We start from the raw sequence: 21,121 nt of genomic DNA on the forward strand, positions 1-21,121 counted from the left end.
TACATCGATCAGTGAGTCAAAGATTCTATTTTTGAACTCATTTCCGGTTATCTGTGTCATGAACTGGACCAGCGGCTCCATGATGGACCATCTACAGAAAGACAACCTTTTGCCAGAGGCCTATGCCATCATACCGAGCACCCCTCATATGCTAATCCTTATGACGGTAACGGTTGCACTTTCATTGTGGCTGATCATAAGATTTTACAAGAAATGGACGAGGTGAGCAGGATGAAAAAATTTATTAAGATAGAGTTCATAAAGCTAAAAAGATATTCTGTTGTGAAAGCAGGAGTGATTATGTCCGCCCTTTCAGCGCTGCTGTCATTTTACTACTCTACAGCAGATGACGGACGCATATGGACATTTGAATATTTTATGCGGCAGGTATTGATCAGCAACTGTACCTTATTCTTTCCGCTTATCATTACTCTGATTGCGGGATATATCATCACAAGGGAATACACAAATGACACTTTGAAAAATATTGTGACGATCCCGGTTTCTTTTCGGTATCTGCTTTACGGAAAGCTGATTACCTTACTGCTGCTTACGATCGGCTTTAGTCTGGTCAGCTGCATCACGGGACTGACCATCAGTATTGCCGCCGGATTTCCGGGCATCTCCTTTGTTTCCATCTGCATGATGTTTTTCAGGACTGCCATGGCAAATATTTTTATCTATGCTGCCGTTCTGCCGGTCATTCTGCTTTTTAGCTGTTCCGCCAATAACTTCTTAGCCGGTGTTGCCGTTGCTTTTATTTATGGCTATTTTGGCACCTTTGAAGGAACACTTTTGAACTATTTTCCAATAAAGGCAGGCATCATTTTATCGGATCCGGGATATAGCGCAGAATATGGAATATCATACCGGATCTTTCCAGCCATCTTTAGTATATCAGCCTGTCTGGTGCTCTCATTCTTCCTTCTTGCAAGAAAAGGAAGGAAGCCGCAGACTGTCTCGGCCACGAAAAAGAAAAAGGCAAAAACCGCCAGAAAAAAAGGCTGGTAAATACAAACTGCCCTGTCATAGGAGTAAAATACACCTATATAGGGCAGTATACTAAACTTCGTTCTCTTTCTATTTCAACGGATCCTATCTTTCAATAAGGTCTAATACCGGTTATGCACATCCTCCGCAAAGCACATAAAATCCTTCAATTCGATGAACATCCCGTTATCCAGAACAGCCTTTCCGCTCATCTTTCCGAACACCTGGTGCTGGTCAGATGCGATGACCACGGCAGAGATCTTGGCCGCCCGGTCAAGCACCGGTTCAAAGTCCATCTCAAAGCGCCCGTCACTGGAGGTGAATTTCCAGGGCTTCATGTAATCATCTTTTGGAATATAGAACGTCACATCGTCCAGCTTGTGGCATTTTCCGTCGTAGAAAAGCATATTCTCCGATGCCGCGCTTGTATCACCAAACCCGTATCCTATATTGAAGCCGAACGGTTTCCCGCCGACAGTCCCGTTGCCCGAGCCCCAGAACCAGCGGTTATCATAGGTCCACACTCCTCTGCCCCAGTCCAGGGTCCCATAGTCCGTCTCCGGCGAAAACCAGTACGTCACCTCATCGAAGGTCATATACCCCTCCGCTCTCATGCAGTTGATCTTCTGGTTATAATAAAATGCCGTTTTCTTCTCCTTCCACGGAGTTGCGATCACCATCGTATCCATCGGCGGCTGAGACAATGTAATCTCACAGTGGAACGGTTTTCCTTTCCAGAAATCCTTGAAATCACAGATGATCTTCCTCTTCCCGGGTGTGACTAAGAACTCCATGCTCAGACGCTTGTCTTTATACCTAATGTCCCCTTTTTCCGAGGTAGAGGGCATCTTCATCCTTCCCATGGGAAATGCATTTAAGATCGTCTCTGTATGTTCCCATCCTTCTTTGAAATTGAGAAGAGATACAGATTGAAGCCCGATGTAACCGTCATCCGACAGGGTAAATGCCCCCGCAAAATCCTGGTTTAGAACCAGATAATAATCCCACTCTTTGATCCTGAACTTTGGCGCCTGGATCCTGCCTCTGTCATATTCCTGAAGAAGAGCCTTAGACCAGCCCGGTTCCCGCAAACTGCCATCTGCCTTTAATAAAGGCTGCCTTGTTGTCACTTCATGATTCCTTACACACACATCTCCCATCTTAGTCATCCTCCTGCTGCTTTTTTGCCCGGTCTATAAAAAGAAAAAGCCCGAATCCCGAAAGGGACTGGGCTTCATACTATTTATTTTACTACGCGATCTGAGCTTTTGCAACCTCTGCAAGTGTTGCAAATCCCGCTTTGTCGCTTACTGCCAGCTCAGCTAACATCTTTCTGTTCATATCAACGTTAGCCAGCTTTAAGCCGTGCATAAACTTGCTGTAAGACAGACCGTTCATTCTTGCTGCTGCGTTGATACGAGCGATCCATAACTGTCTCATCTGACGTTTACGCTGCTTTCTTCCTGCGTAGGAAGATGTCAGTGCTCTCATAACAGACTGTTTTGCAACTCTGTACTGTTTGGAACGTGCTCCTCTATATCCTTTTGCTAACTTTAAAGTTCTGTTATGTTTTTTCTTAGCGTTCATTCCGCCTTTAATTCTTGCCATTTCTTATTCCTCCTTCATCAACTTCCAAATCTTACAGATATGGTAATACTTTCTTCATGTTCTTTACATTTGTAGCATCTGTGATAGCCGGGTGTCTAAGATTTCTTTTTCTCTTAGTAGACTTTTTCGTTAAGATATGGCTCTTGTATGCTTTATTTCTTTTCAGTTTTCCTGTACCTGTTGCTTTGAAGCGCTTTGCTGCCGCTCTATTTGTTTTGATTTTTGGCATGATGATTTCCTCCTTCATTGTGCGTTTTACTGAGTGCAGTGCACCCGTAAGGTTTTATTTTTAACGTTTTTCAGTTAAAACCATGCTCATGTTTCTGCCTTCCATTTTAGCCGGTTTCTCTACGACTGCCACGTCTGCCAGTAAAGCTGCAAAATCATCTAAGATATGCCTGCTCTGCTGTACATGTGCCATCTCTCTTCCGCGGAAACGCAATGTAACTTTCACCTTGTTGCCCTTTGTGATGAACTTCTTTGCGTTGTTAACCTTAGTGTTCAAGTCATTGGTATCAATATTCGGTGAAAGGCGTACTTCCTTCACTTCGACAGTTTTCTGCTTTTTCTTGGCTTCCTTGTCCTTGCGTGTCTGCTCATATTTAAACTTGCCATAATCAATAATCTTGCAGACCGGCGGTTTTGCCATTGGCGCAATCTTCACCAAATCAAGTTCTGCATCCATTGCCATCTTAAGGGCGTCTCTGGATGACATGATTCCTAATTGTTCCCCATCCTCACTAACCAGACGAACTTCCTTGTCTCTGATCTGCTCGTTAATCATTAAATCGCTAATTGTCGTATACCTCCGTTGATTGAATTTCCTTTAGGTTCTTCCGCGAATGAAGACAAAAAAACGAGTGAATATCATCCACTCGACTCTCTGCATATGCATACTTTACTCAAGATATGTAAATGCTTCAATATCAGACCAATAGTCACCCGCTTGTGCTATGGTGAGAGTGGATACTCTACTTTATTTTTCGCCTCACGCAGGTATTAGATTAACATACCTGCCCGGGAATGTCAAGGGCTTTTTTATAAAACCTCTTTAATGTCTGCTTCCCGTTTTTCTAAGTGTACACTATAATCCTCCTGTTATCAATAGGAAATTTTATGGGATGCAGCTTTTATCTTTCTGTGTCTGTGAAGGGATTAAGTCCGGTCTGCAACGATTTTTCTTGTATTTTTTAGGGCTTCATGTCATAATAAGACTATTAATGTCTTATATTAATATTTTATTTTTATTATTAAGGAAGAGATTTTGAGGAGGTCTACTACATGAACGAAAGCAGAAGCAATTTTACTGGTAAGATTGGCTTTATACTGGCTGCCGCTGGTTCTGCCGTTGGTCTGGGAAATATATGGCGTTTCCCGTATCTGGTCGCCAAATATGGCGGAGGAACATTTTTACTGTGCTACATTATTCTTGCAGTCACATTTGGTTTTACTCTTATGACAGCTGAGATCGCCCTTGGCCGTAAGACAGGGTTAAGTGCTATCGGAGCTTTCAAAAAGCTGGATAAGCGATTTGGATTCCTGGGAGTCCTGGCATCCATTGTTCCGATCATTATCCTGCCCTACTATTCCGTGATCGGCGGATGGGTGATCAAGTACTTTGGAACCTTTGTATCCGGCGGTGCCAAAGCTGCTGCAGGAGATACATATTTTACTGATTTTATCGGCAGCGTAAAGAGCCCGCTTATCTGGTTTGTCTTATTCGTAGCTTTTACAGCTGTGGTTGTTATTTTCGGTGTGGAAAAGGGAATCGAAAAGGTCAGCAAGTTCCTGATGCCGGTCCTGGTCGTGCTTACGATCGGTATTTCCGTCTATGTACTGACAATGGACGGGGCTATGGAGGGCCTGAAGTATTATATCATGCCCCATATGTCTGATTTTTCTGTAAAGACACTGCTGGCTGCCATGGGACAGCTTTTCTATTCCATGTCACTTGCCATGGGAATCATGATCACATATGGTTCATATATGAAGAAATCTACGAACCTGGAAAGCTCCGTCAGACAGATCGAGATCTTTGATACCGGAATCGCATTCTTTGCCGGTCTGATGATCGTACCGGCTGTGTTCACCTTCTCAGGCGGAGATGAATCAGCACTTGGAGCAGGACCCGGGCTGATGTTCATCACGCTTCCAAAGGTGTTTGCGAGCATGCCGATGGGGACAGTGATCGGTACCGTATTCTTTGTACTTGTTTTCTTTGCTGCCCTGACATCTGCTATTTCGCTGATGGAAACGATCGTATCGATCTTCATGGATAAGTTTAAATGGAACAGAAAGTTTACCTGCATTATCGTGACGGCCTATGTGCTGCTGATGGGAATTCCATCCTCCCTTGGTTTTGGGATCTGGGATTTCATCCAGCCTCTGGGAATGTCCATACTGGACTTCATGGACTTTATCAGTAACAGTGTCCTGATGCCGGTTGTCGCATTATTTACTTGTATTTTCGTAGGATTTGTGATCAAGCCAAAGACCATTATAGAAGAGGCTTCTTTAGAGGGAAGCAGCTTTAAGAGTAAAGGCCTGTTTACTGTAATGATCCGCTACATCGCGCCGTTATTCCTGATCGCGATCCTGCTCAGCTCCGTATTGGGTGCATTTGGATTCGAATTCTTTAGTCTGTAAGTATAAAAAAGGATGGACAGGGCTTATAAACCTGTCCATCCTTTTTCTTTGTCCTATCTATGATCTCCCATAAAGAATACTGCAACAACTCCCGGGCCTGTATGGCTTCCGATCACCGTACCGATATTGTTAATCAATATCTGCGAAACGCCCATCTTCTCTCTTACAAGGCCAGCCACATATTCTGCATCCTCGATGCAGTCTCCATGTGTGATCATGACCATGTCGTTCTCCCAGCCTTTAGACTGTTCCACTGCCATATCCACGATCTTGTTCAATGACTTCTTTCTTCCGCGCTCTTTTGCGATCACCTGGAGCTTCCCTTCATTGTCCACGTGGATGATCGGCTTAATCTGCACCATCGTCCCTAAAACAGCGGTTGCTTTTGACACACGTCCCCCCCGGTGCAGATGGTTCAGGTCATCTACCGTAACATTGTGGCAGATATGAAGCTTATTCTCCTCTACCCACAAAGCGATCTCATCTATACTTTTTCCTGCTTCTTTCAGCTGTAATGCCTTGTAAAGTAAAAGTCCTTCTCCCAGACACGCACACAAGCTGTCGATCACAATGACCTTCGCGTCTGGATATTCCTCAGACAGTTCTTCTCCAGCGATACGCATACTGTTATATGTACCGCTTAAACCAGAAGAAAATCCTAAGTGAAGGATATCTTTTCCCTCTTTCAGAAACGGCTCTAAGGCTTCCTTTGCCTCATCGGGATTCACCTGAGATGTAACGGACATCTTGCCTTCTCGAAGCTTTGTGAAAAATTCCTTTCCGCTAAGCCCATACATGTCCGTATAGGTCTGCCCATCGATCGTATATTTCAAAGGGATGACCGGAACATTTCTCTCCTCCACCCATTCTCTTGGTAAATCCACGGTGCTGTTGACTGTAATTACAAATTCTCTCATATCCTTCCCTCCTATATTATAAGCTTACCCTATCATATCATTTTTTTGGTCATTACGCAAAATCTTTTTTGCCGTAATGATAAAGAGTATCACTGTAATCGTAACCGAACTGAAATCTGCGATCGGTTCTGCACGGTAGATCCCCATAACGCCCATAAATTTAGGAAGAATGATCGCAAGAGGGATCAAAAGGATGACTTTACGCAAAAGTGCGATGATCAATGAAACCTTTGCCTCTCCAAGTGCCAGGAAGGTGGACTGGCACGCCATCTGGATTCCAAAGACGGTGATTCCCAGGAAGTAGACCGGCATCACCGTGCATGTCAGCTCGATCAGCTCTGTATTTGATGTAAATACCTTGGCATAAACGGATGGAGAAAAGATTGCGATCCCTGTCAAAATAATCGTTGCCGCCAGGCAGACACTCACCATTCTGATGAAAGTACCCTTCACACGTTCCAGTCTGCCGGCGCCATAATTGTAGCTCATGATCGGCTGGACTCCCTGTGAAACGCCCTGCACCGGGACAATGATCAGCTGCATGATACTGCTCATGATCGACATGGTGCCTACATAGAGATCGCCGCCATATTTCTGCAGTCCTGAATTCAGAGTGATCATAACAAGGCTTTCCGTACTCTGCATGATGAACGGAGACACCCCCAGTGCGGCGATGCTTCCGACCGTCTTGGCATTCAGGCGGACATACTTTTTACGGATGCGGATCACGCTTTTCTTAGAAGTCAAAAATCTGACCACCCATGCGGCACTGATGGCCTGCGAAATGATCGTTGCCAGAGCCGCACCGCGCACTCCCATGCCAAAGGCAAAGATAAAGATCGGATCGAGTATGATGTTTGTCACTGCCCCGATCAGTACAGAGAGCATTGCTGTTCTGGCATTCCCCTGTCCGCTGATATACGTGTTGAGACCAACTGCAAACTGCACAAAGATCGTTCCCAGCAGGTAAATACTTATGTACTGGCTTGCATATACGATTGTCGTATCACTGGCACCGAATGCATATAAAATGGGATTTTTAAATACAGAAAAGACCACCGTCAGGATCACGGAAAAAATCAGCAGCATCCCCACACTGTTGCCGAGGATCTGTTCTGCCTTCTCATAATTTTTCTTTCCCAGCTGGATAGAGGCCAGCGGCGCTCCTCCCATTCCTGCAAACGCACTGAATGCTGATATGACCATCAGGATCGGGAATGTGACCCCTACCCCTGTCAGTGCCATATCCCCATACCCATGGATATGGCCGATATAGATCCGGTCCACGATATTATACAGCACATTGATGATCTGTGCGGCTACGGCCGGAAGAGCCATCTCAGCGATCAGCTTACCAAGCGGAGCGCTCCCCAGCTTTTCATCCTGCTTCATGCTTCCCGGATTCTTCTCTTTCACATTTTCGTTTTTCTCTTCCAAAGTAAACTCCCTCTTTCCATATACAGATTCTTTTCATTCCCGGCCTGTGATCTTTCAATCTTTCTGCCGCCGGGCAGCAGAAGGAGGGACAGTGCTCCCATACGCTCCTGCCCTCCTGCTTTTCAAAGGCATAAAATATAGTATACCATAAATTCTGCCTGCATGAAATACCTATTGATAAGGTCCTGAGATTTATGCCGCCTTTTATTGCAGCTTCACATTCAGGTAAGCGCGGCCTGACAAGGTTTTGTTAAATACCAGGAAACATACGACCAGAATGCAGCCAGCCACAAATCCGACCAGATTAAATAATGCGGTGAGGATCAGAAGCAGCAGTCTCATGAATTTCAGGGCATATCCAAGTTCGAAGTTTGGCTGTGTGTAGTTTGCCACCGCAACAAAAGCCATATAGAGCATGACCTCTGAGTTAAACCAGCCTGACTGCACGGAAAATTCACCCATGACAAGACCGGCGATCACACTGAGCGGTGTGCTTAGCATACTCGGCGTGTTCAATGCCGCAAGACGCAGACCGTCGATCGCAAGCTCCAGGATAAGGAGCTGGAAGATCAAAGGAATATTAACAGTATCCTTAACTGCCACAAACTTGAACACCTGCGGGATCCACTCCGTATTCTGCATGAATAAAAGGAACAGCGGAGTCAGAAATACTGTCATGATCGTGATCAGTGCCCTTGATATCTTCAAATAGACACCCGTGATCGTCGGAAAGTAATAATCATTCGCTTCCTCGATCATATCCAGGATGGAAGTGGGCAGGATCATGGCAGACGGGGAATTATCTACCATGATCACGATCTTGCCTTCCAGCAGACAGGCCGCTGCTGTATCCGGGCGCTCCGTGAACTTAAATTTCGGGAACGGATTAAACCATTTCCTCTTAAACATTGATTCTGCAAGACTCTGCTGGTTCATCCTGAGATCATCGATATCAAGCTGGCTGATCCTGTTTTGAACATTCTTCAAAAGCTCCTTATCCACCCGGTCAGACATATAGCAGAGAGCCACGTCCGTTCTGCTTGTCTGTCCGGCCTCAAACATTTGCATGATCAGATGTGGATCCCGGATACGTCTGCGCATCAGTGCCGTGTTGAACACGATGGTCTCCACAAAGCCGTCTCTGGAGCCTCGCAGCGATTTATCCTTATCAGGCTCTTCTACCCCTCTTGCCGGATAAGTGCGGCAGTCGATGGAGATACACACCTCATAACCGTCAATAAAAAGACAGGTGACACCGGAAAGCACATTCCGAAATACCTGGTCGAAATCACCGATCACATCGACCTCCACGTAAGGAAGGCACTGCTGTGCAAAAGCCGTAGCATCCTCGGGCATATCCTCTGCTTTCACCCCGAAAAATGTAGTCATGATCTTCAACATGGTCTCATCCTTTGTGAAACCATCTATAAAATAAAAGGAGGCCTGCTTTCCTCCGATCTGCATATCGCGCCGTATGATATCGAAACTTTCCTTGACCGGCAGTACCTGGTTCATATATTCATTGTTCTCCTGAAATGAACTACTGACCTTTTTTGTATTTTTTTCAATCATAGAATCCCTACCCCTTCTTATCATAATTTCGATCTGCAAATAAAATCTACAGTATTAAACATCTATGGATAGAATTCCCGACTGCTTCCAAATTATTCAGAGAACCAAAAAGACGGAACCTTCTTACGATTCCGCCTTTCCTCTTATTGTTTTTGTACTTTACTTTGTCGTGCTTCCAAAACCGCCGTTGCGCACGTCTGTCACATCATCATCTACTGTGATTCCATATTCCACGAAGATCCCCTGCATGAAACCTTCACCTCTGCCAATGTCCACAGTCTTTCCTTCATTAGTATCATTCGTGATCTTGGAAAAGATATGTCCCTCATTATCTGAATAGAAGTAATCACTGTCAATGATTCCCACTGTGTTGTTCAGCTGCAGTCTGTATTTGAAACCCAGCCCGCTTCTGGGATAGCATTTCAGCACCCAGTTTGGCTCCATCTCCACACGAATCCCGGTTGGGACCTTGATCGTCTCGCCCGGTTCAACTACAAGGCGCACAGGGGCGTAAAAATCATATCCTGCGGAGCCTGCTGTCGCCCTTTTCGGAAGCTTGATCCCCTCGTAGATCTCTTCCAGATTGGCTTCCTCATCCAGACCAAAGGTGTCGATCCATCCCTTCGTGAACTCCTCCAGGCTTACTTTATGAAATTTTGCGATTCTCTGCATCTTATGTTCTCCTTTATCCGGTATTATGATTCATGCAGGACGATCTGTCCCTGTTTCAGGGATGCCTGCACATCTATGACTTTCTGGTTGGCACTGCCCTTCCAGTGAAGCTGTGTATCCTTTTGGCTGATCTCAAATCTGCCGTCAACTAAAACGTCCAAATATGGGATCACAGGCAGGTTCCTGATCTCCTCCCACTCATATCCGGTATAGAGCCACTGTGTTTTATCAGGAAACCGCTCTCTTATTTCTTTCGCCAGTGCCGCGATGCACTCCCGGTTTCCCGCAAACAAGGGATCTCCGCCGCTGTATGTGATACCGCTGATATAGTCCTTTTCAAGCTGTTCAAATACTTCTTCTTTTGCCGCTTCGTCAAACGGGATACCACCGTTTGGATCCCATGTGACAGGATTATGGCATTCCTTACATCCGTGGGAACATCCTGCAACCCACAGGACGACCCGCAGTCCATCACCATTGAGCATATCATCTTTCGTTATATTGTGGTACTGCATGTTACATACTTTTCCTTTCTGCAATTTCTGCCATCTTGGCATCATTGAGCCTTGTATCTCCTTTTACACGGGAGTAAGACAGATAACCGTTCATCCGGTCGATCTTCGTCAGATTCTTACTTCCGCACTTCGGGCAGACATCCATGTCCAGTTCCTCATATCCACAGTCATCGCAGTAGGATAGAGACAGGTTTACACCCTCATAAAATCCCTTCCCCATGGCTCTTCTGACAAGTGCCTTTACGGCTTTCGTATTGTAGCTGATCGGATACTTCACATACTGGATCTTGCCGCCGTTGCTTAAATTCCAAAAACGCCCCTCCAGATCCTGCTTCTCGATCGGAGTTAACTCCTCACTGACATGGCAGTGAAAGCTGTTGCTTACATACTCTCTGTCAGACACATTCTCTATGATCCCGTATTTCTTGCGGAACTGCTGCACCTGGACACCGCACAGATTCTCGGCAGGCGTTCCATAGATCGCATAGAGATGTCCGTCTTCGATCTTGAACTCATTGACCTTATCATTAATATAATTCAAGGTATCTAACGCAAACTTTCCGTCTTCTGCCAATGATTTCTTATTATGAAGCTGCTGCAATTCATTCAGTGCTGTGATCCCAAAGGATGCGGTAGCCGATTTTAATAACGGCTTGATCTTATCATATAGGCCGAGATGTCCACCGTAGAATCCGCCTTCACAGTATGCCAGCGGGTTCGTGGAGGCCTTCATCTCTCCTAAGTAGTCATAGGTCCTCTGATGAAGCTTCCTGATCAGATTCAGGTAATAATCTAAGACCTCGTAAAACGGCTTGCTCTCCTGCTGTGCCTTCGCGTAGATCATCGGAAGATGGAGACTGATCGCGCCGATATTAAAACGCCCTACAAACACAGGCTTGTCCTTTTCATCTGCCGGTTCCATACCGCCTCTTTCATACCATGGTGACAGGAAGGCACGGCATCCCATCGGGCTGATGATCCTGCCATACTTCTTATACATGCTGGGCACATATCCCTCCCCGGTCAGGCTGAGCCAGTCCGGATACATCGTCTTCCTGGAGCATTCGATCCCGGCCTCGAACACATCCTCCAGCGGCTTTCCGGGTCCATGAAGGTTCTCATCATAAAGAAATACGATCTTCGGGAACAGGACCGGCTTCTTATGCCCTTCCTTCCCCTGACCTTTGCGGCGCACTTCCAGCATCTTGATCGTTGCCAGCTTTCCGTAAATACTTGTGCGCGTACCTGCGGTCACTGTGATAAACGGATAGTCGCCGCGGCTGGAGGATACGGAATTGAACTTGTACTCCCATCCCTGGAAGCCCTGCTCCATCTCCTTCTCCAGATCTGCCCATGCAACCTCTTGCACCTTCTCTTCCGGAAGTCCAAGGCTTCTGTACTTCTCCATCAGCTGCTTGTGTGACTTCTCGGCATATGGTTCCAGGATCTCATCTACACTCGGTACAGTAAAACCGCCGTACTGCTGGCTGGCCGCACTTAACACGATATCTCCGATCACGTCGAATGCCGTATCCAGCGTCTTCGGCTCATTATACCAGAGATTGCCCATTTCAAAACCACCGTTTAACACGCTCTTCACGTCGAACAGACAGCAGTTCATAGTATCCCTTCTTGCAGACATATCATGGATGTAAATATATCCCTCACGGATCGCCTGGATCTCTTCCACAGTCAGAAAGAACTTCTTATATAATTCCTTATTCAGCTCATTAAAGATCAGACTTCTCTTCGTTGAGACAAGTGCACTGTCAGTATTGCTGTTCTCCTTATCTCCGATATACATGATGGACTGGCTCTTCTTATAGACCTCATCCAGCATCTGTACAAAGTCCTGCTTATAATTCCGGTAATCCCTGTAGCTCTTTGCCACGATCGGATTAACCTTCTCCAGCGCGCCTTCCACAACATTATGCATCTCTGCGATGGGAATATCCTTGATCCCCATGGTTTTTACCTTCTCCTCCACAAAATGACAGATATAATCCAATTCTTCATCTGTAAATTTGATCAAAGCGCGGTAGGCAGACTTGTTGACTGCAACTACGACTTTTTGTACGTTAAAATCTTCTTTTGTCCCATCTTTTTTGACTACACGCATCATACCAAAGTTCTCCCTTCATGTCACTATTCTCTATATTTAGTATCTATTTCAACCCCAACAGACTATATCATGTGTCAGTACACACAATACTACCACCATATAGTATGGACCGTCAATACAAAATCTTTCACAAAAAACAGGGAAAAAACACACCGAAATTTTGTTGAAAAAATTAAGTGACATTTCGTGACAATCTGTCTGGTATGTAACGCAGAGGCTGTCCTGCCCGTCCAGTTTCTATCTCCAGATCATCTCGTCATTGATCTCATCCAGTGTAAATGCTCCGCACATTGCCATGGTATCCTTCAATTCCGCACCGATCTTCTTCACATAGGCTGCCACACCCTCTTTTTGTCCGCCATAGACAGCTGTGACAAATGGACGCGCGATCAGCACCCCGTCTGCACCAAGTGCCAACGCCTTGAAGACATCGATCCCGCTGCGGATACCGCCATCCACAAAGATCTTCATCTCCCCTTTCACTGCCTTAACGATCGAAGGAAGGACCTCTGCTGTGGAAGGGCACTGATCCAGGACACGTCCTCCATGATTAGATACCACGATTCCCTGAACTCCCGCCTCTTTTGCCTTTAATGCAGCCTTAGGTGTCATGATTCCCTTCAAGATAAACGGAATTTCTGCAATTTTCACGATCTCTTTTAGCTCTTCTACAGACTTGCTTCCTGCAGGCGGATTCAGATTCTGCAAAAACGGGAGTCCTGCAGCATCGATATCCATCGCCACGGCAAAGGCACCTGATTTCTTCACCAGCTCCATCTTCTCTTTGATCGTTCCCAGATCCCATGGTTTTACAGTAGGGATGCCCATGCCATCAAACTTGCTGATCGCGTCTGCAGCCTCGATCATCACCTGATAATTCGTTCCGTCTCCTGTGAATGCCGCGATCCCGCTCTTTGCGCAGGCAGATACCAGGATATCATTATATTCCTGATCAGAGTACTTCTCCCCGTAGTGCAGCTTCACCGCACCGACAGGACCTGCAAAGAACGGATAATCGAATGTTTTGCCAAATAGCTCGAACTTCGTCTCCACCGGCTTCTGCTCACAGATCGTATCCATATTGATACGGACCTCCTGCCATTTTGTATAATTCCGTATTGCCAGATCCCCGGTTCCTTTTGCTCCCGGCCCCGGCATGGTGTTCCTGCATACGATTCCGTTACATACATTACATGCCTTACAGTATGGCCCGATATTGTCCCTTGCATTTTTAATCACTTCACTATATTCCATTTTCTTTCCCTCGCATTCGTATTTTTTGCAGCTTTATGGAATCCACAACGCTGATCCCGCCGCCTGCATCTTCTGTTAGTATAGCACCTCTTCTTTTCTTCATCAATATACTGCTGCCTTAGCCAAACATCCCGGATTCATCCAGTACCTTTAACAATTCTTCGATCTGCTGTTCATTGATGACCAGAGCCATGCGTACATACCCTTCTCCTTCGCTGCCAAAAGCGCTTCCCGGTGTCACGATCAGTCCTGTCCTTTCCATCAGCTTCATGCAGAAGTCAAATGAGGAGGAATATCCTTCCGGGATCTTCGCCCACACAAACATGGTCCCCTGACTGTCCGGCACATCCCAGCCGATCCTTCTTAAACCTCCGCAAAGTGCCTTATTTCTGGCTTCATAAGCCTGCCTCTGTTTTTCCACAAAATCATCCGGCCCGGTCAGTGCTGCGATCGCCGCATACTGAACAGGCAGAAAGATCCCATAATCGATCTGGGAGCGCAGTGTCTTAAACTTCTTCACGATCTCCCGATTACCCACGACGAAAGAAATCCTGGCCCCGGTCAGATTGTATGTCTTCGACAGGGAATAGAACTCCACGCCTACTTCTTTCGCTCCCTCAAAGGATAAAAAGGATCTTCCCTGCTTTCTTGTATAAATAATGTCTGAATATGCATTGTCATGGAGGATTATGATCTGATGCTCCTTCGCAAATGCGATCAGCTCCTCATAAAATTCATCCGGCGCACAGACACAGACCGGGTTCAGGGGATAGGATACGATCATATATTTCGTCCGCTTTAGAACCTCCTTAGGAATCGCCTTAAGATCCGGCAGATATCCGTTCTTTTCCTCAATTTTGTAAGTTTCGATCCTTGCTCCCGCCATCATACCACTGGTCTCAAACAAAGGATACCCCGGATTCGGGATCAGGATCGTCTCGCCAGGGTTGCAGAATACCATCCCGATGTGTGCCATCCCCTCCTGGGAGCCATAGACAGACATGATCTCATCCTTCTCAAGCTCCACCCCGAATCTGGTCCGGTAACGGTACTGCACTGCCGACGTAAGCCCGGGCAGGTCTTCGATCGAATATTTATAATTCTCAGGATCCTTACACGCATCCGCCATCGCCTTCATAATATGCGGCGCAGGCTGAAAGTCCGGTGTCCCGATGGAAAGATTGTATACCTTATTCCCCCGGGACACCAGCTCCTCCTTCTTTTGGTTCAGCTTCGCAAAAATTCCTGCCTGAATCCCATTCACTTTATCAGAAAATTGAAAACTCTCCATTTCCCTCTGCCTCCTCATAAGTAAATATTTCGTGATTTATCATTATAGCACGGAAAGCAGTTCCCGCAAAGGGGTCAGACCCTTTTGACAGCCGTTTTCAGAATTGTTTATCAATTTAGCAGAAGAACGTGGCAGGAAAACGCTCCGCCTGAAGAAAAAAAGCAGCAGTTTTAAGGCTGTCTGCTGCTCTTTTCGTTATTGGCTGAATAACAACTGATCTTCTTCGGAGGGAACATACTGTGCAATATCTTGTATATTACAGTTTAAAATACAGCACAATTCATTAAGAGTGACTGTATTGACCGGTTTGTTCTTTCTTAACCGATTTATAGTTGAACTTGAAATATGATACTTTTTAATCAATGTATATGTACTCTCCTTCGAATTTTGTAGTGTGATCCAGAATGGACTATAATCAATCATTTCAGGCCTCCTTCTTTTATAGAATAGTATGAAGTCTTTTAATTGACTATAGTCGTTAAATAGACTATAATATAGGTAAGGAGTGATTCAATGTGAAGCTAAATATGACTTTAGAGCAGAAAAAAAGATTCCGCGACTTCCTTTTGATGGATGATTTTGAGTTTTATGAGCGGTTTATCGCCGATTTACCGCCGGACGCTCAGGAGCGTTTTTTTGAAGAAACTCCTGACTTTTTTTCTGAATATCTCAATGAACCGGGCGAGATCGACCTGGAGAATGATAAGATCTATCAGAATATCCGGAAAAAGATCGCGGAAATAGAAAAGCATAACGGACAGAAAGACTAATTTCCTTTTGTCCGCTATGCTTTACATTCATACCCGGTTTTAAAGTTTATCCTCAAACACCTTTTTTCCACACCAGATATCCGTACCTATAACCGTGCCACACAAACTATGATCAGAATCCAATGCTCATCGTGCCGGAACCATCTCCGTTTTATTTTTCTGCATCTGTTGTACCAAAACTGAATATTTTTCCTGTTTTTCTCTTCCACTGCACCCGAACCACGATTCAAATCCGGCGGCAGAACTGCTTCCTGTCCAGTTTCAATCCTCCAGGCAGGACTTGTCCCTGCAAACAAACTGTCCCCCTCTACAACTGCCCGCAGATAGTATACCGGAGTATCAAACAGCACTTCAATATTAAAATACAGCAGATGATTAGCGAACTCTACAATCCCGGACAGGATATTGAAACTGTCTCAATTATCATAAGTCTCAAAGTTCCTATTCGACCGGAATCTGTTTGATCTGCTCTCCTTCAGCATCCGATTCCTCTACATACACATCTGCCGTAACCGGAAGGTTCCATTTATACAAAAAGAGAGCATCCGCTCAACAAAGCAGGTACTCTCTTAATGAGATACCTTTATTCTACTTAGACATTCATAAACCCGGTGTTTCTACATTTTTTTCTAAACCATCTAATCTTTTAGAAATATGTTTACATTCCAAAAGAAGTCTTTCGTTCTCCACCTGATTGATTCGACAGAGATTCGTTAATGCCACTATCTGCTCACTGTTTCTGTCAATTTTCTTTTCCAGATAAACCTGGGTAATCCCAATCTCCTTGAAAAGATCATCTGATACCTCTGCCAGATCAGCCTCCAGTTTATCAAACCGTTTGTCCATTCCATCCAGTCGGACATCGATTCCGTCCAGTCGAGCATCAATTCCGTCAAACCTCTTGTCCATTCCATCCAGTCGGACATCGATCCCATCCAGCCAGACATCAATTCCGTCAAACCGTTTGTCCATTTCGTCCAGCCGGGCATCCATTCCATCCAGTCGGACATCGATCCCATCCAGTCGGACATCGATCCCGTCCAGTCGAGCATCAATTCCGTCAAACCTCTTGTCCATTCCATCCAGCCGGGCATCGATCCCGTCCAGACGTTGCCCAACGCTCTTCTCTGTCTGCGCAGCTCTTTCATCAATCAGCCTGGCAATTGCCTGCAAATCCTGCTCCTGCAGCATGATGTGCTTCACCTCCCACTCTAGTCCTTACCTGATTCCAAAGTATCTATTTCTAGTATAAAGAGACGGGTGGACTATTGCAAGCAGGCAGTAAACGCTTGACAAACTTAAAAATTTATGTTATTTCGCCAATACAGTCCTTTTGTCTATCGACTCTTTTATTACACAATGTGTATGGTAACTTCTGCCCCCTCAATGTCCTCTCCCGTTACTCTAAGCACTACATCACCCGCTTCATCTTCAGCACGTACAATGGCCATTGCCTGCCCCTTGTAACTTGTACAGTTTCCAGAAGTATAATTATCTGTTGTACACGGGTTATCAGAACCAAATCCTGCCAGATGAGCCCTGCAGTTTTCTGGTTCGCCGCCTTCCAGCACTGCCTCTAACCGGATCTGTGCATCCGGAACAAGGTTTCCATTTTTATCTACGAGTTTAACTGCTATATAGGCTAAATCCCTGCCATTTGCCTCCAAAATAGTCCGTTCAGCCTCCAAATCAATACATACAGGCACCTCTGTTGTAACAAGGCAGGATTTTGAAACCACCTGCCCCTCCCGGATACTGACAGCCTCCAGTTTTCCTTTTTCAAACGGCACTTCAAAAACAGCCAGATAATGGTTTTCTTTCCCGGCAGCCTTTTTTCCAAGAGATACACCGTTGAGAATAAGTTCCGCCTCGTCTGCAGCCGTATACACGTATGTTTTTACCTTTTTTCCTTCGGCCCCCAGGTAATTCCAGCTCGGACTCATCTCTTTCCAGCCCCAGGAACTTGTTACTTCTTCTAATTCAAAGTGATCCGGATGCTGCGTAAACAGACCGGTCTCTTCACTGCCCCACATAATCTTACGGCAGATTCCCTGTGGTGTCAGCATACCATTGATTGTAAAATCCGCATCATTGGCCAGTCTCCATGGATACTCGCTTGCATGGGATGACATCAGCCATGCCCCCATTTTCAAACGGGGATCATCCTTCTCAAAAAAGGCTGTCTTTCCAATCCCCGCCTCTCCGATATAATCATAAGCAGTCCACGTGAAATCCCCGATCACATATGGCATTTTCTGAACCATCTCCCACACCTGGGCCATGTGGGCCGGGTAGCTTTCCGTACCCAGGATCACACGCTCCGGATAGCGTTCATGGTCATATTCATAGTGGCTGTCCAGATAATTATAGCCGACCACATCCAGACAATTTGCAAAGGCCTCTGTGCGTTCCTCCCAGGAAGTATCCTCTTTTCCTGTGTCCAGATTCTGCGCCTGTCCACCCATGGAAGCTTTCATCTGCTGTATTTGTTTCACGACACCTTTATCATCCAGTCCGTTCCACATGGAACAAAGACCGTTTGAGATCAGCCTGGTAGGATCGAGCGTTCTTGCATATGCAGCCAATTCCTCTGCTTTAGCGTACCCGTTTCCCAGACCACCGCGTTCTTCCACCTCATTCCCGGTAGACCAGAAAATGACAGAAGGATGACTGCGGTCCCTGGTCATAAATGCCCTCATGTCCTCCTTCCAGCACTCTTCAAAGAACAGACTGTAATCTCCCGGAACTTTTGCAAATCCCCATGCGTCAAAAGCCTCGTCAAATACATACATTCCCAGTTTATCACATACCTTAAGCAGAACCGAAGACGGCGGATTATGGGCCGTACGGATTCCGTTATATCCGGCATCCTTTAACTTTTTGACTTTCCGGTACTCACTGTCATACAGAGACACTGCGCCGAGCATTCCATTATCATGATGGATACAGCCGCCTTTGATCTTCACCGTCTTTCCATTGATCTGCAGTCCGCGGACCGCATCGGCCGCAATAGTGCGGATCCCAAAGAGGGTCTCTGCCGTATCACACACAGCATCTAAGGCATCATTTTTAAGATGCACTCCAAAGCTTCCCATGTCTGTTATAACAGCTTTCACCCGGTAACAGTACGGATGATCCACATCCCAGAGCTGTACATCGGACACAGTCATCGTAACTCTTGCCGCTGCACTTGCATCTGCCTCTACAAATACGACACTCTCCCTGGTCAGCACCTCATTGCCCTTTTCATCGATCAGGCTTACTGCTGCTTTGACCTGATGGTCCTGCAGGCTGTGATTCTCCACTGTAATCTCATGCATGAGAAGGGCACTTCCTGCCACATCCTCCTTCACATCATATAACTGCTTTGTATAGGAAAAGATTCCGTCTGCTGCCACATGGATCGCAGCTGTATGTGCCAGGAACACATCCCTGTACAATCCTGCCCCGGTATACCAGCGGGAGTCTGGCTGAAGGTTAGGTGATACGGCCACAGAAATCCGGTTTTCTTCACCGTAATATATCTGATCTGTCAGATCCACTGTAAATGGTGTATATCCATAATGGTGCTTTCTGCATAAACCACCATTGACAAAGACCGATGCATTCATCATAGCACCATCAAAATAGAGATAGATTTTCTCCCCTTCCCATTCCTTCGGAATGTTCAAAAACTTCGTATACGTTGCGGCTCCTTCTGCATAATACCCCATTGTGGCAGTCCCCGGCGCGTCTTCCTTCACATCACTGCTGATCATATAATCATGGGGCAGATTCACCTTTTCTCCAAAATCTTTTGTCCCCATTGCCATCATGGTCATGATCGTTCCTCTTTTAAAATACCATCCGGCATTCAGATTTTCCCACTTCATTTGTTTTCCTCCTGAATTTCAAGCAACTTTTGTATACCTATATTCTAAAAGGACAATTTGCCTGTGACAAGAACGATATTCTATTATATAATATAGATACAAGGACGATTTGCACGATTATAAGCCAGATAAGAGGTACAGTTATGAAAGATTGGGATCTACACTTGAAAAAGGATCTGCTTGCAGACCAAGGGATGGTATACAGTTCACTCTCTGAACGAATTTCCACATATAAGCATTTTTACATAAAAGAACAAGAATGGAGTTCTGTCCCCAAAGGAGGTTCGTCAGACTGTTCACCCGCAAGAGCGCTCTGGCAGTCTGAACAGACGGCCTCTCTTTCCCCTTCTTTTCAAGATCAGGGAATTGATATCCATACCTCTGACGCAGTATTTTCTGCTCTGCTGTGCTGCTACACGGCACAGGGAAAAGAATATTCCTTCAGCCGCCGGGGATGGCGGTGTGTTACACGCGGGCTGCCATGGCAGGGACATTACCATACTCACGACTTTATCGAAATTCTATATGTGGTAAAGGGAGAATTTCAGCAGATCCTGCTGGGAGAAAAACAGACCTTTCATGAGGGAGAATTTGTTATCACCGACCGGAACATTTCCCATGCCGACTTTCTGTGCGGTGGAAGTGATTCCTGCGTACTCTTTTTATGGCTGCAGGCTGATTATCTGAACCATCTGCTGTCAGTAGTCGGACAGGACCATACGCTGCATCAGTTTTTCTTTCATGCCCTGCAGCGCCAGCGGCAGATCCAGAGTTATACTCATCTGTACCCCTCCCAGGCACTTGAGGCGGGCCGGTCATCTGGCAGCCTGTTAAAAACAGATGAGACGGGAAGGAAACTGGATATTCTGCTGGAGCAATTAGTATACGAGGATTTCTCCCCTTCCGTCGGCTCGTCAGAGATCATTGCGGGAAATCTGAAAAAGCTTTTGTCTCTTCTGTGCTGGAATTACTCCCTCAAACTGCACAGCTCAGACAGAGAGAATAAAGAACAGACACTTTTTTATGAAGTGGACCGCTATATCCGTCTCCATTTTCAAACGGTCACTGCATCCCAGCTGGAGAAGACATTTCACTATCACCGGAACTACTTTAATCTGCTCTTTCAGAAATATACCGGATGCACTTTTGTAAAATATGTACAAAAGCTCCGGCTGGACCATGCCGCCGAAGCTTTACTCACTACAAATCTGTCTGTGAAAGAGATCGCCATGTCCTGCGGATATCACAACAACAGCCATTTCTATCATCTGTTTGAAGAAGTCTATGGAATGTCTCCGGGGGATTACCGGAGCATGTAGAAATAGAAAAACGAATAGAAAACTAACGTTGGTTGTTTTATAATTTAAAAGGATATCCAAGGCTGATTGGGGGGATAAAATCCCCCTGTTCCTGTTTAAATAACCGCACCCTTTTCTCTGCTGAATTCTCAGGGAG

22 protein-coding genes are annotated in these 21,121 nt (G+C 45.7%); 5 read left to right on the forward strand and 17 right to left on the reverse strand.

What is annotated here, in order from left to right:
• Window positions 1-226: hypothetical protein (locus AC4OGX_RS11000; RefSeq protein WP_493330491.1), on the forward strand; the 226-nt coding region annotated here is incomplete at its 5' end.
• A gap of 5 nt (window positions 227-231) precedes the next feature.
• On the forward strand, window positions 232-1,011 hold the full coding sequence (locus AC4OGX_RS11005) for an ABC transporter permease (RefSeq protein WP_493330492.1): 780 nt from the start codon (window positions 232-234) through the stop codon (window positions 1,009-1,011).
• A gap of 101 nt (window positions 1,012-1,112) precedes the next feature.
• On the opposite strand, the gene AC4OGX_RS11010 is transcribed toward AC4OGX_RS11005, so the two are convergent.
• The 4 genes from AC4OGX_RS11010 to infC form a co-directional block, all read right to left on the reverse strand.
• Window positions 1,113-2,150, reverse strand: a complete 1,038-nt coding sequence (locus AC4OGX_RS11010; protein ID WP_493330493.1) for a DUF2804 domain-containing protein — start codon at window positions 2,148-2,150, stop codon at window positions 1,113-1,115.
• A 91-nt stretch (window positions 2,151-2,241) separates the two neighbouring features.
• Window positions 2,242-2,598: a 50S ribosomal protein L20 gene (rplT, locus tag AC4OGX_RS11015; protein ID WP_493330494.1), complete on the reverse strand. Its 357-nt coding sequence runs from the start codon at window positions 2,596-2,598 to the stop codon at window positions 2,242-2,244.
• Window positions 2,599-2,629: 31 nt separating this feature from the next.
• On the reverse strand, window positions 2,630-2,827 hold the full coding sequence (rpmI, locus tag AC4OGX_RS11020; protein ID WP_216241475.1) for a 50S ribosomal protein L35: 198 nt from the start codon (window positions 2,825-2,827) through the stop codon (window positions 2,630-2,632).
• Window positions 2,828-2,887: 60 nt separating this feature from the next.
• Window positions 2,888-3,382 (reverse strand): translation initiation factor IF-3, encoded by a 495-nt coding sequence (gene infC / locus AC4OGX_RS11025; protein WP_493330496.1) that lies wholly within the window; start codon window positions 3,380-3,382, stop codon window positions 2,888-2,890.
• A gap of 497 nt (window positions 3,383-3,879) precedes the next feature.
• On the opposite strand from infC, the gene AC4OGX_RS11030 reads away from it, so the two are divergent.
• Window positions 3,880-5,244 carry a sodium-dependent transporter gene (locus AC4OGX_RS11030; RefSeq protein ID WP_493330497.1) on the forward strand — a complete coding sequence of 455 codons (1,365 nt, stop codon included), beginning with the start codon at window positions 3,880-3,882 and terminating at the stop codon, window positions 5,242-5,244.
• Window positions 5,245-5,297: 53 nt separating this feature from the next.
• Here the strand turns inward: AC4OGX_RS11030 and AC4OGX_RS11035 are convergent, their stop codons facing one another.
• From AC4OGX_RS11035 to AC4OGX_RS11080, 10 genes are all read right to left on the reverse strand, one after another.
• Window positions 5,298-6,161, reverse strand: coding sequence for a DegV family protein (locus AC4OGX_RS11035; protein ID WP_493330498.1), 864 nt, complete (start codon window positions 6,159-6,161; stop codon window positions 5,298-5,300).
• A 24-nt stretch (window positions 6,162-6,185) separates the two neighbouring features.
• Window positions 6,186-7,553 (reverse strand): MATE family efflux transporter, encoded by a 1,368-nt coding sequence (locus tag AC4OGX_RS11040; RefSeq protein WP_493330570.1) that lies wholly within the window; start codon window positions 7,551-7,553, stop codon window positions 6,186-6,188.
• A 20-nt stretch (window positions 7,554-7,573) separates the two neighbouring features.
• Window positions 7,574-7,699 (reverse strand): hypothetical protein, encoded by a 126-nt coding sequence (locus AC4OGX_RS11045; RefSeq protein ID WP_493330499.1) that lies wholly within the window; start codon window positions 7,697-7,699, stop codon window positions 7,574-7,576.
• A gap of 103 nt (window positions 7,700-7,802) precedes the next feature.
• Window positions 7,803-9,170: a spore germination protein gene (locus AC4OGX_RS11050; protein WP_493330500.1), complete on the reverse strand. Its 1,368-nt coding sequence runs from the start codon at window positions 9,168-9,170 to the stop codon at window positions 7,803-7,805.
• Between the two features lie 159 nt (window positions 9,171-9,329).
• Window positions 9,330-9,842 carry a dCTP deaminase/dUTPase family protein gene (locus AC4OGX_RS11055; RefSeq protein WP_493330502.1) on the reverse strand — a complete coding sequence of 171 codons (513 nt, stop codon included), beginning with the start codon at window positions 9,840-9,842 and terminating at the stop codon, window positions 9,330-9,332.
• Window positions 9,843-9,865: 23 nt separating this feature from the next.
• Window positions 9,866-10,357, reverse strand: coding sequence for an anaerobic ribonucleoside-triphosphate reductase activating protein (nrdG, locus tag AC4OGX_RS11060; RefSeq protein ID WP_493330572.1), 492 nt, complete (start codon window positions 10,355-10,357; stop codon window positions 9,866-9,868).
• A 1-nt stretch (window position 10,358) separates the two neighbouring features.
• On the reverse strand, window positions 10,359-12,479 hold the full coding sequence (gene nrdD, locus AC4OGX_RS11065; protein ID WP_493330503.1) for an anaerobic ribonucleoside-triphosphate reductase: 2,121 nt from the start codon (window positions 12,477-12,479) through the stop codon (window positions 10,359-10,361).
• A 237-nt stretch (window positions 12,480-12,716) separates the two neighbouring features.
• Window positions 12,717-13,733, reverse strand: coding sequence for an alpha-hydroxy-acid oxidizing protein (locus AC4OGX_RS11070; protein WP_493330504.1), 1,017 nt, complete (start codon window positions 13,731-13,733; stop codon window positions 12,717-12,719).
• A 118-nt stretch (window positions 13,734-13,851) separates the two neighbouring features.
• Entirely contained in the window at window positions 13,852-15,024 is a 1,173-nt protein-coding gene (locus tag AC4OGX_RS11075; RefSeq protein ID WP_493330506.1) for an aminotransferase class I/II-fold pyridoxal phosphate-dependent enzyme, read from the reverse strand.
• Window positions 15,025-15,219: 195 nt separating this feature from the next.
• On the reverse strand, window positions 15,220-15,447 hold the full coding sequence (locus AC4OGX_RS11080) for a helix-turn-helix domain-containing protein (protein ID WP_493330508.1): 228 nt from the start codon (window positions 15,445-15,447) through the stop codon (window positions 15,220-15,222).
• 92 nt (window positions 15,448-15,539) lie between these two features.
• Between AC4OGX_RS11080 and AC4OGX_RS11085 the strand changes: the two genes are divergently transcribed.
• Window positions 15,540-15,794 (forward strand): hypothetical protein, encoded by a 255-nt coding sequence (locus AC4OGX_RS11085; protein ID WP_493330509.1) that lies wholly within the window; start codon window positions 15,540-15,542, stop codon window positions 15,792-15,794.
• 86 nt (window positions 15,795-15,880) lie between these two features.
• Here the strand turns inward: AC4OGX_RS11085 and AC4OGX_RS11090 are convergent, their stop codons facing one another.
• The 3 genes from AC4OGX_RS11090 to AC4OGX_RS11100 form a co-directional block, all read right to left on the reverse strand.
• Complete coding sequence (locus AC4OGX_RS11090) at window positions 15,881-16,144, reverse strand: hypothetical protein (protein WP_493330510.1); 264 nt, start codon at window positions 16,142-16,144, stop codon at window positions 15,881-15,883.
• Between the two features lie 250 nt (window positions 16,145-16,394).
• Entirely contained in the window at window positions 16,395-16,985 is a 591-nt protein-coding gene (locus tag AC4OGX_RS11095) for a hypothetical protein (protein ID WP_493330512.1), read from the reverse strand.
• Between the two features lie 161 nt (window positions 16,986-17,146).
• Complete coding sequence (locus AC4OGX_RS11100) at window positions 17,147-19,666, reverse strand: glycoside hydrolase family 2 TIM barrel-domain containing protein (protein ID WP_493330514.1); 2,520 nt, start codon at window positions 19,664-19,666, stop codon at window positions 17,147-17,149.
• Between the two features lie 143 nt (window positions 19,667-19,809).
• Between AC4OGX_RS11100 and AC4OGX_RS11105 the strand changes: the two genes are divergently transcribed.
• Window positions 19,810-20,985, forward strand: coding sequence for a helix-turn-helix transcriptional regulator (locus AC4OGX_RS11105; protein WP_493330515.1), 1,176 nt, complete (start codon window positions 19,810-19,812; stop codon window positions 20,983-20,985).
• The last annotated feature ends 136 nt before the right edge of the window (window positions 20,986-21,121 follow it).

This window comes from Faecalicatena sp. (assembly GCF_058819085.1).

Excerpts from the sequence above, each read along its gene's own strand:
- nrdD (WP_493330503.1), bottom strand. The coding sequence starts at position 12,479 with ATGATGCGTGTAGTCAAAAAAGATGGGACAAAAGAAGATTTTAACGTA.
- AC4OGX_RS11040 (WP_493330570.1), bottom strand. The coding sequence starts at position 7,553 with ATGAAGCAGGATGAAAAGCTGGGGAGCGCTCCGCTTGGTAAGCTGATC.
- AC4OGX_RS11055 (WP_493330502.1), bottom strand. The coding sequence starts at position 9,842 with ATGCAGAGAATCGCAAAATTTCATAAAGTAAGCCTGGAGGAGTTCACG.
- AC4OGX_RS11030 (WP_493330497.1), top strand. The coding sequence starts at position 3,880 with ATGAACGAAAGCAGAAGCAATTTTACTGGTAAGATTGGCTTTATACTG.
- AC4OGX_RS11080 (WP_493330508.1), bottom strand. The coding sequence starts at position 15,447 with ATGATTGATTATAGTCCATTCTGGATCACACTACAAAATTCGAAGGAG.
- AC4OGX_RS11010 (WP_493330493.1), bottom strand. The coding sequence starts at position 2,150 with ATGGGAGATGTGTGTGTAAGGAATCATGAAGTGACAACAAGGCAGCCT.
- infC (WP_493330496.1), bottom strand. The coding sequence starts at position 3,382 with ATGATTAACGAGCAGATCAGAGACAAGGAAGTTCGTCTGGTTAGTGAG.
- AC4OGX_RS11095 (WP_493330512.1), bottom strand. The coding sequence starts at position 16,985 with ATGCTGCAGGAGCAGGATTTGCAGGCAATTGCCAGGCTGATTGATGAA.
- AC4OGX_RS11005 (WP_493330492.1), top strand. The coding sequence starts at position 232 with ATGAAAAAATTTATTAAGATAGAGTTCATAAAGCTAAAAAGATATTCT.
- nrdG (WP_493330572.1), bottom strand. The coding sequence starts at position 10,357 with ATGCAGTACCACAATATAACGAAAGATGATATGCTCAATGGTGATGGA.
- AC4OGX_RS11070 (WP_493330504.1), bottom strand. The coding sequence starts at position 13,733 with ATGGAATATAGTGAAGTGATTAAAAATGCAAGGGACAATATCGGGCCA.
- AC4OGX_RS11050 (WP_493330500.1), bottom strand. The coding sequence starts at position 9,170 with ATGATTGAAAAAAATACAAAAAAGGTCAGTAGTTCATTTCAGGAGAAC.
- rpmI (WP_216241475.1), bottom strand. The coding sequence starts at position 2,827 with ATGCCAAAAATCAAAACAAATAGAGCGGCAGCAAAGCGCTTCAAAGCA.
- rplT (WP_493330494.1), bottom strand. The coding sequence starts at position 2,598 with ATGGCAAGAATTAAAGGCGGAATGAACGCTAAGAAAAAACATAACAGA.
- AC4OGX_RS11075 (WP_493330506.1), bottom strand. The coding sequence starts at position 15,024 with ATGGAGAGTTTTCAATTTTCTGATAAAGTGAATGGGATTCAGGCAGGA.
- AC4OGX_RS11100 (WP_493330514.1), bottom strand. The coding sequence starts at position 19,666 with ATGAAGTGGGAAAATCTGAATGCCGGATGGTATTTTAAAAGAGGAACG.
- AC4OGX_RS11105 (WP_493330515.1), top strand. The coding sequence starts at position 19,810 with ATGAAAGATTGGGATCTACACTTGAAAAAGGATCTGCTTGCAGACCAA.
- AC4OGX_RS11045 (WP_493330499.1), bottom strand. The coding sequence starts at position 7,699 with ATGGGAGCACTGTCCCTCCTTCTGCTGCCCGGCGGCAGAAAGATTGAA.
- AC4OGX_RS11035 (WP_493330498.1), bottom strand. The coding sequence starts at position 6,161 with ATGAGAGAATTTGTAATTACAGTCAACAGCACCGTGGATTTACCAAGA.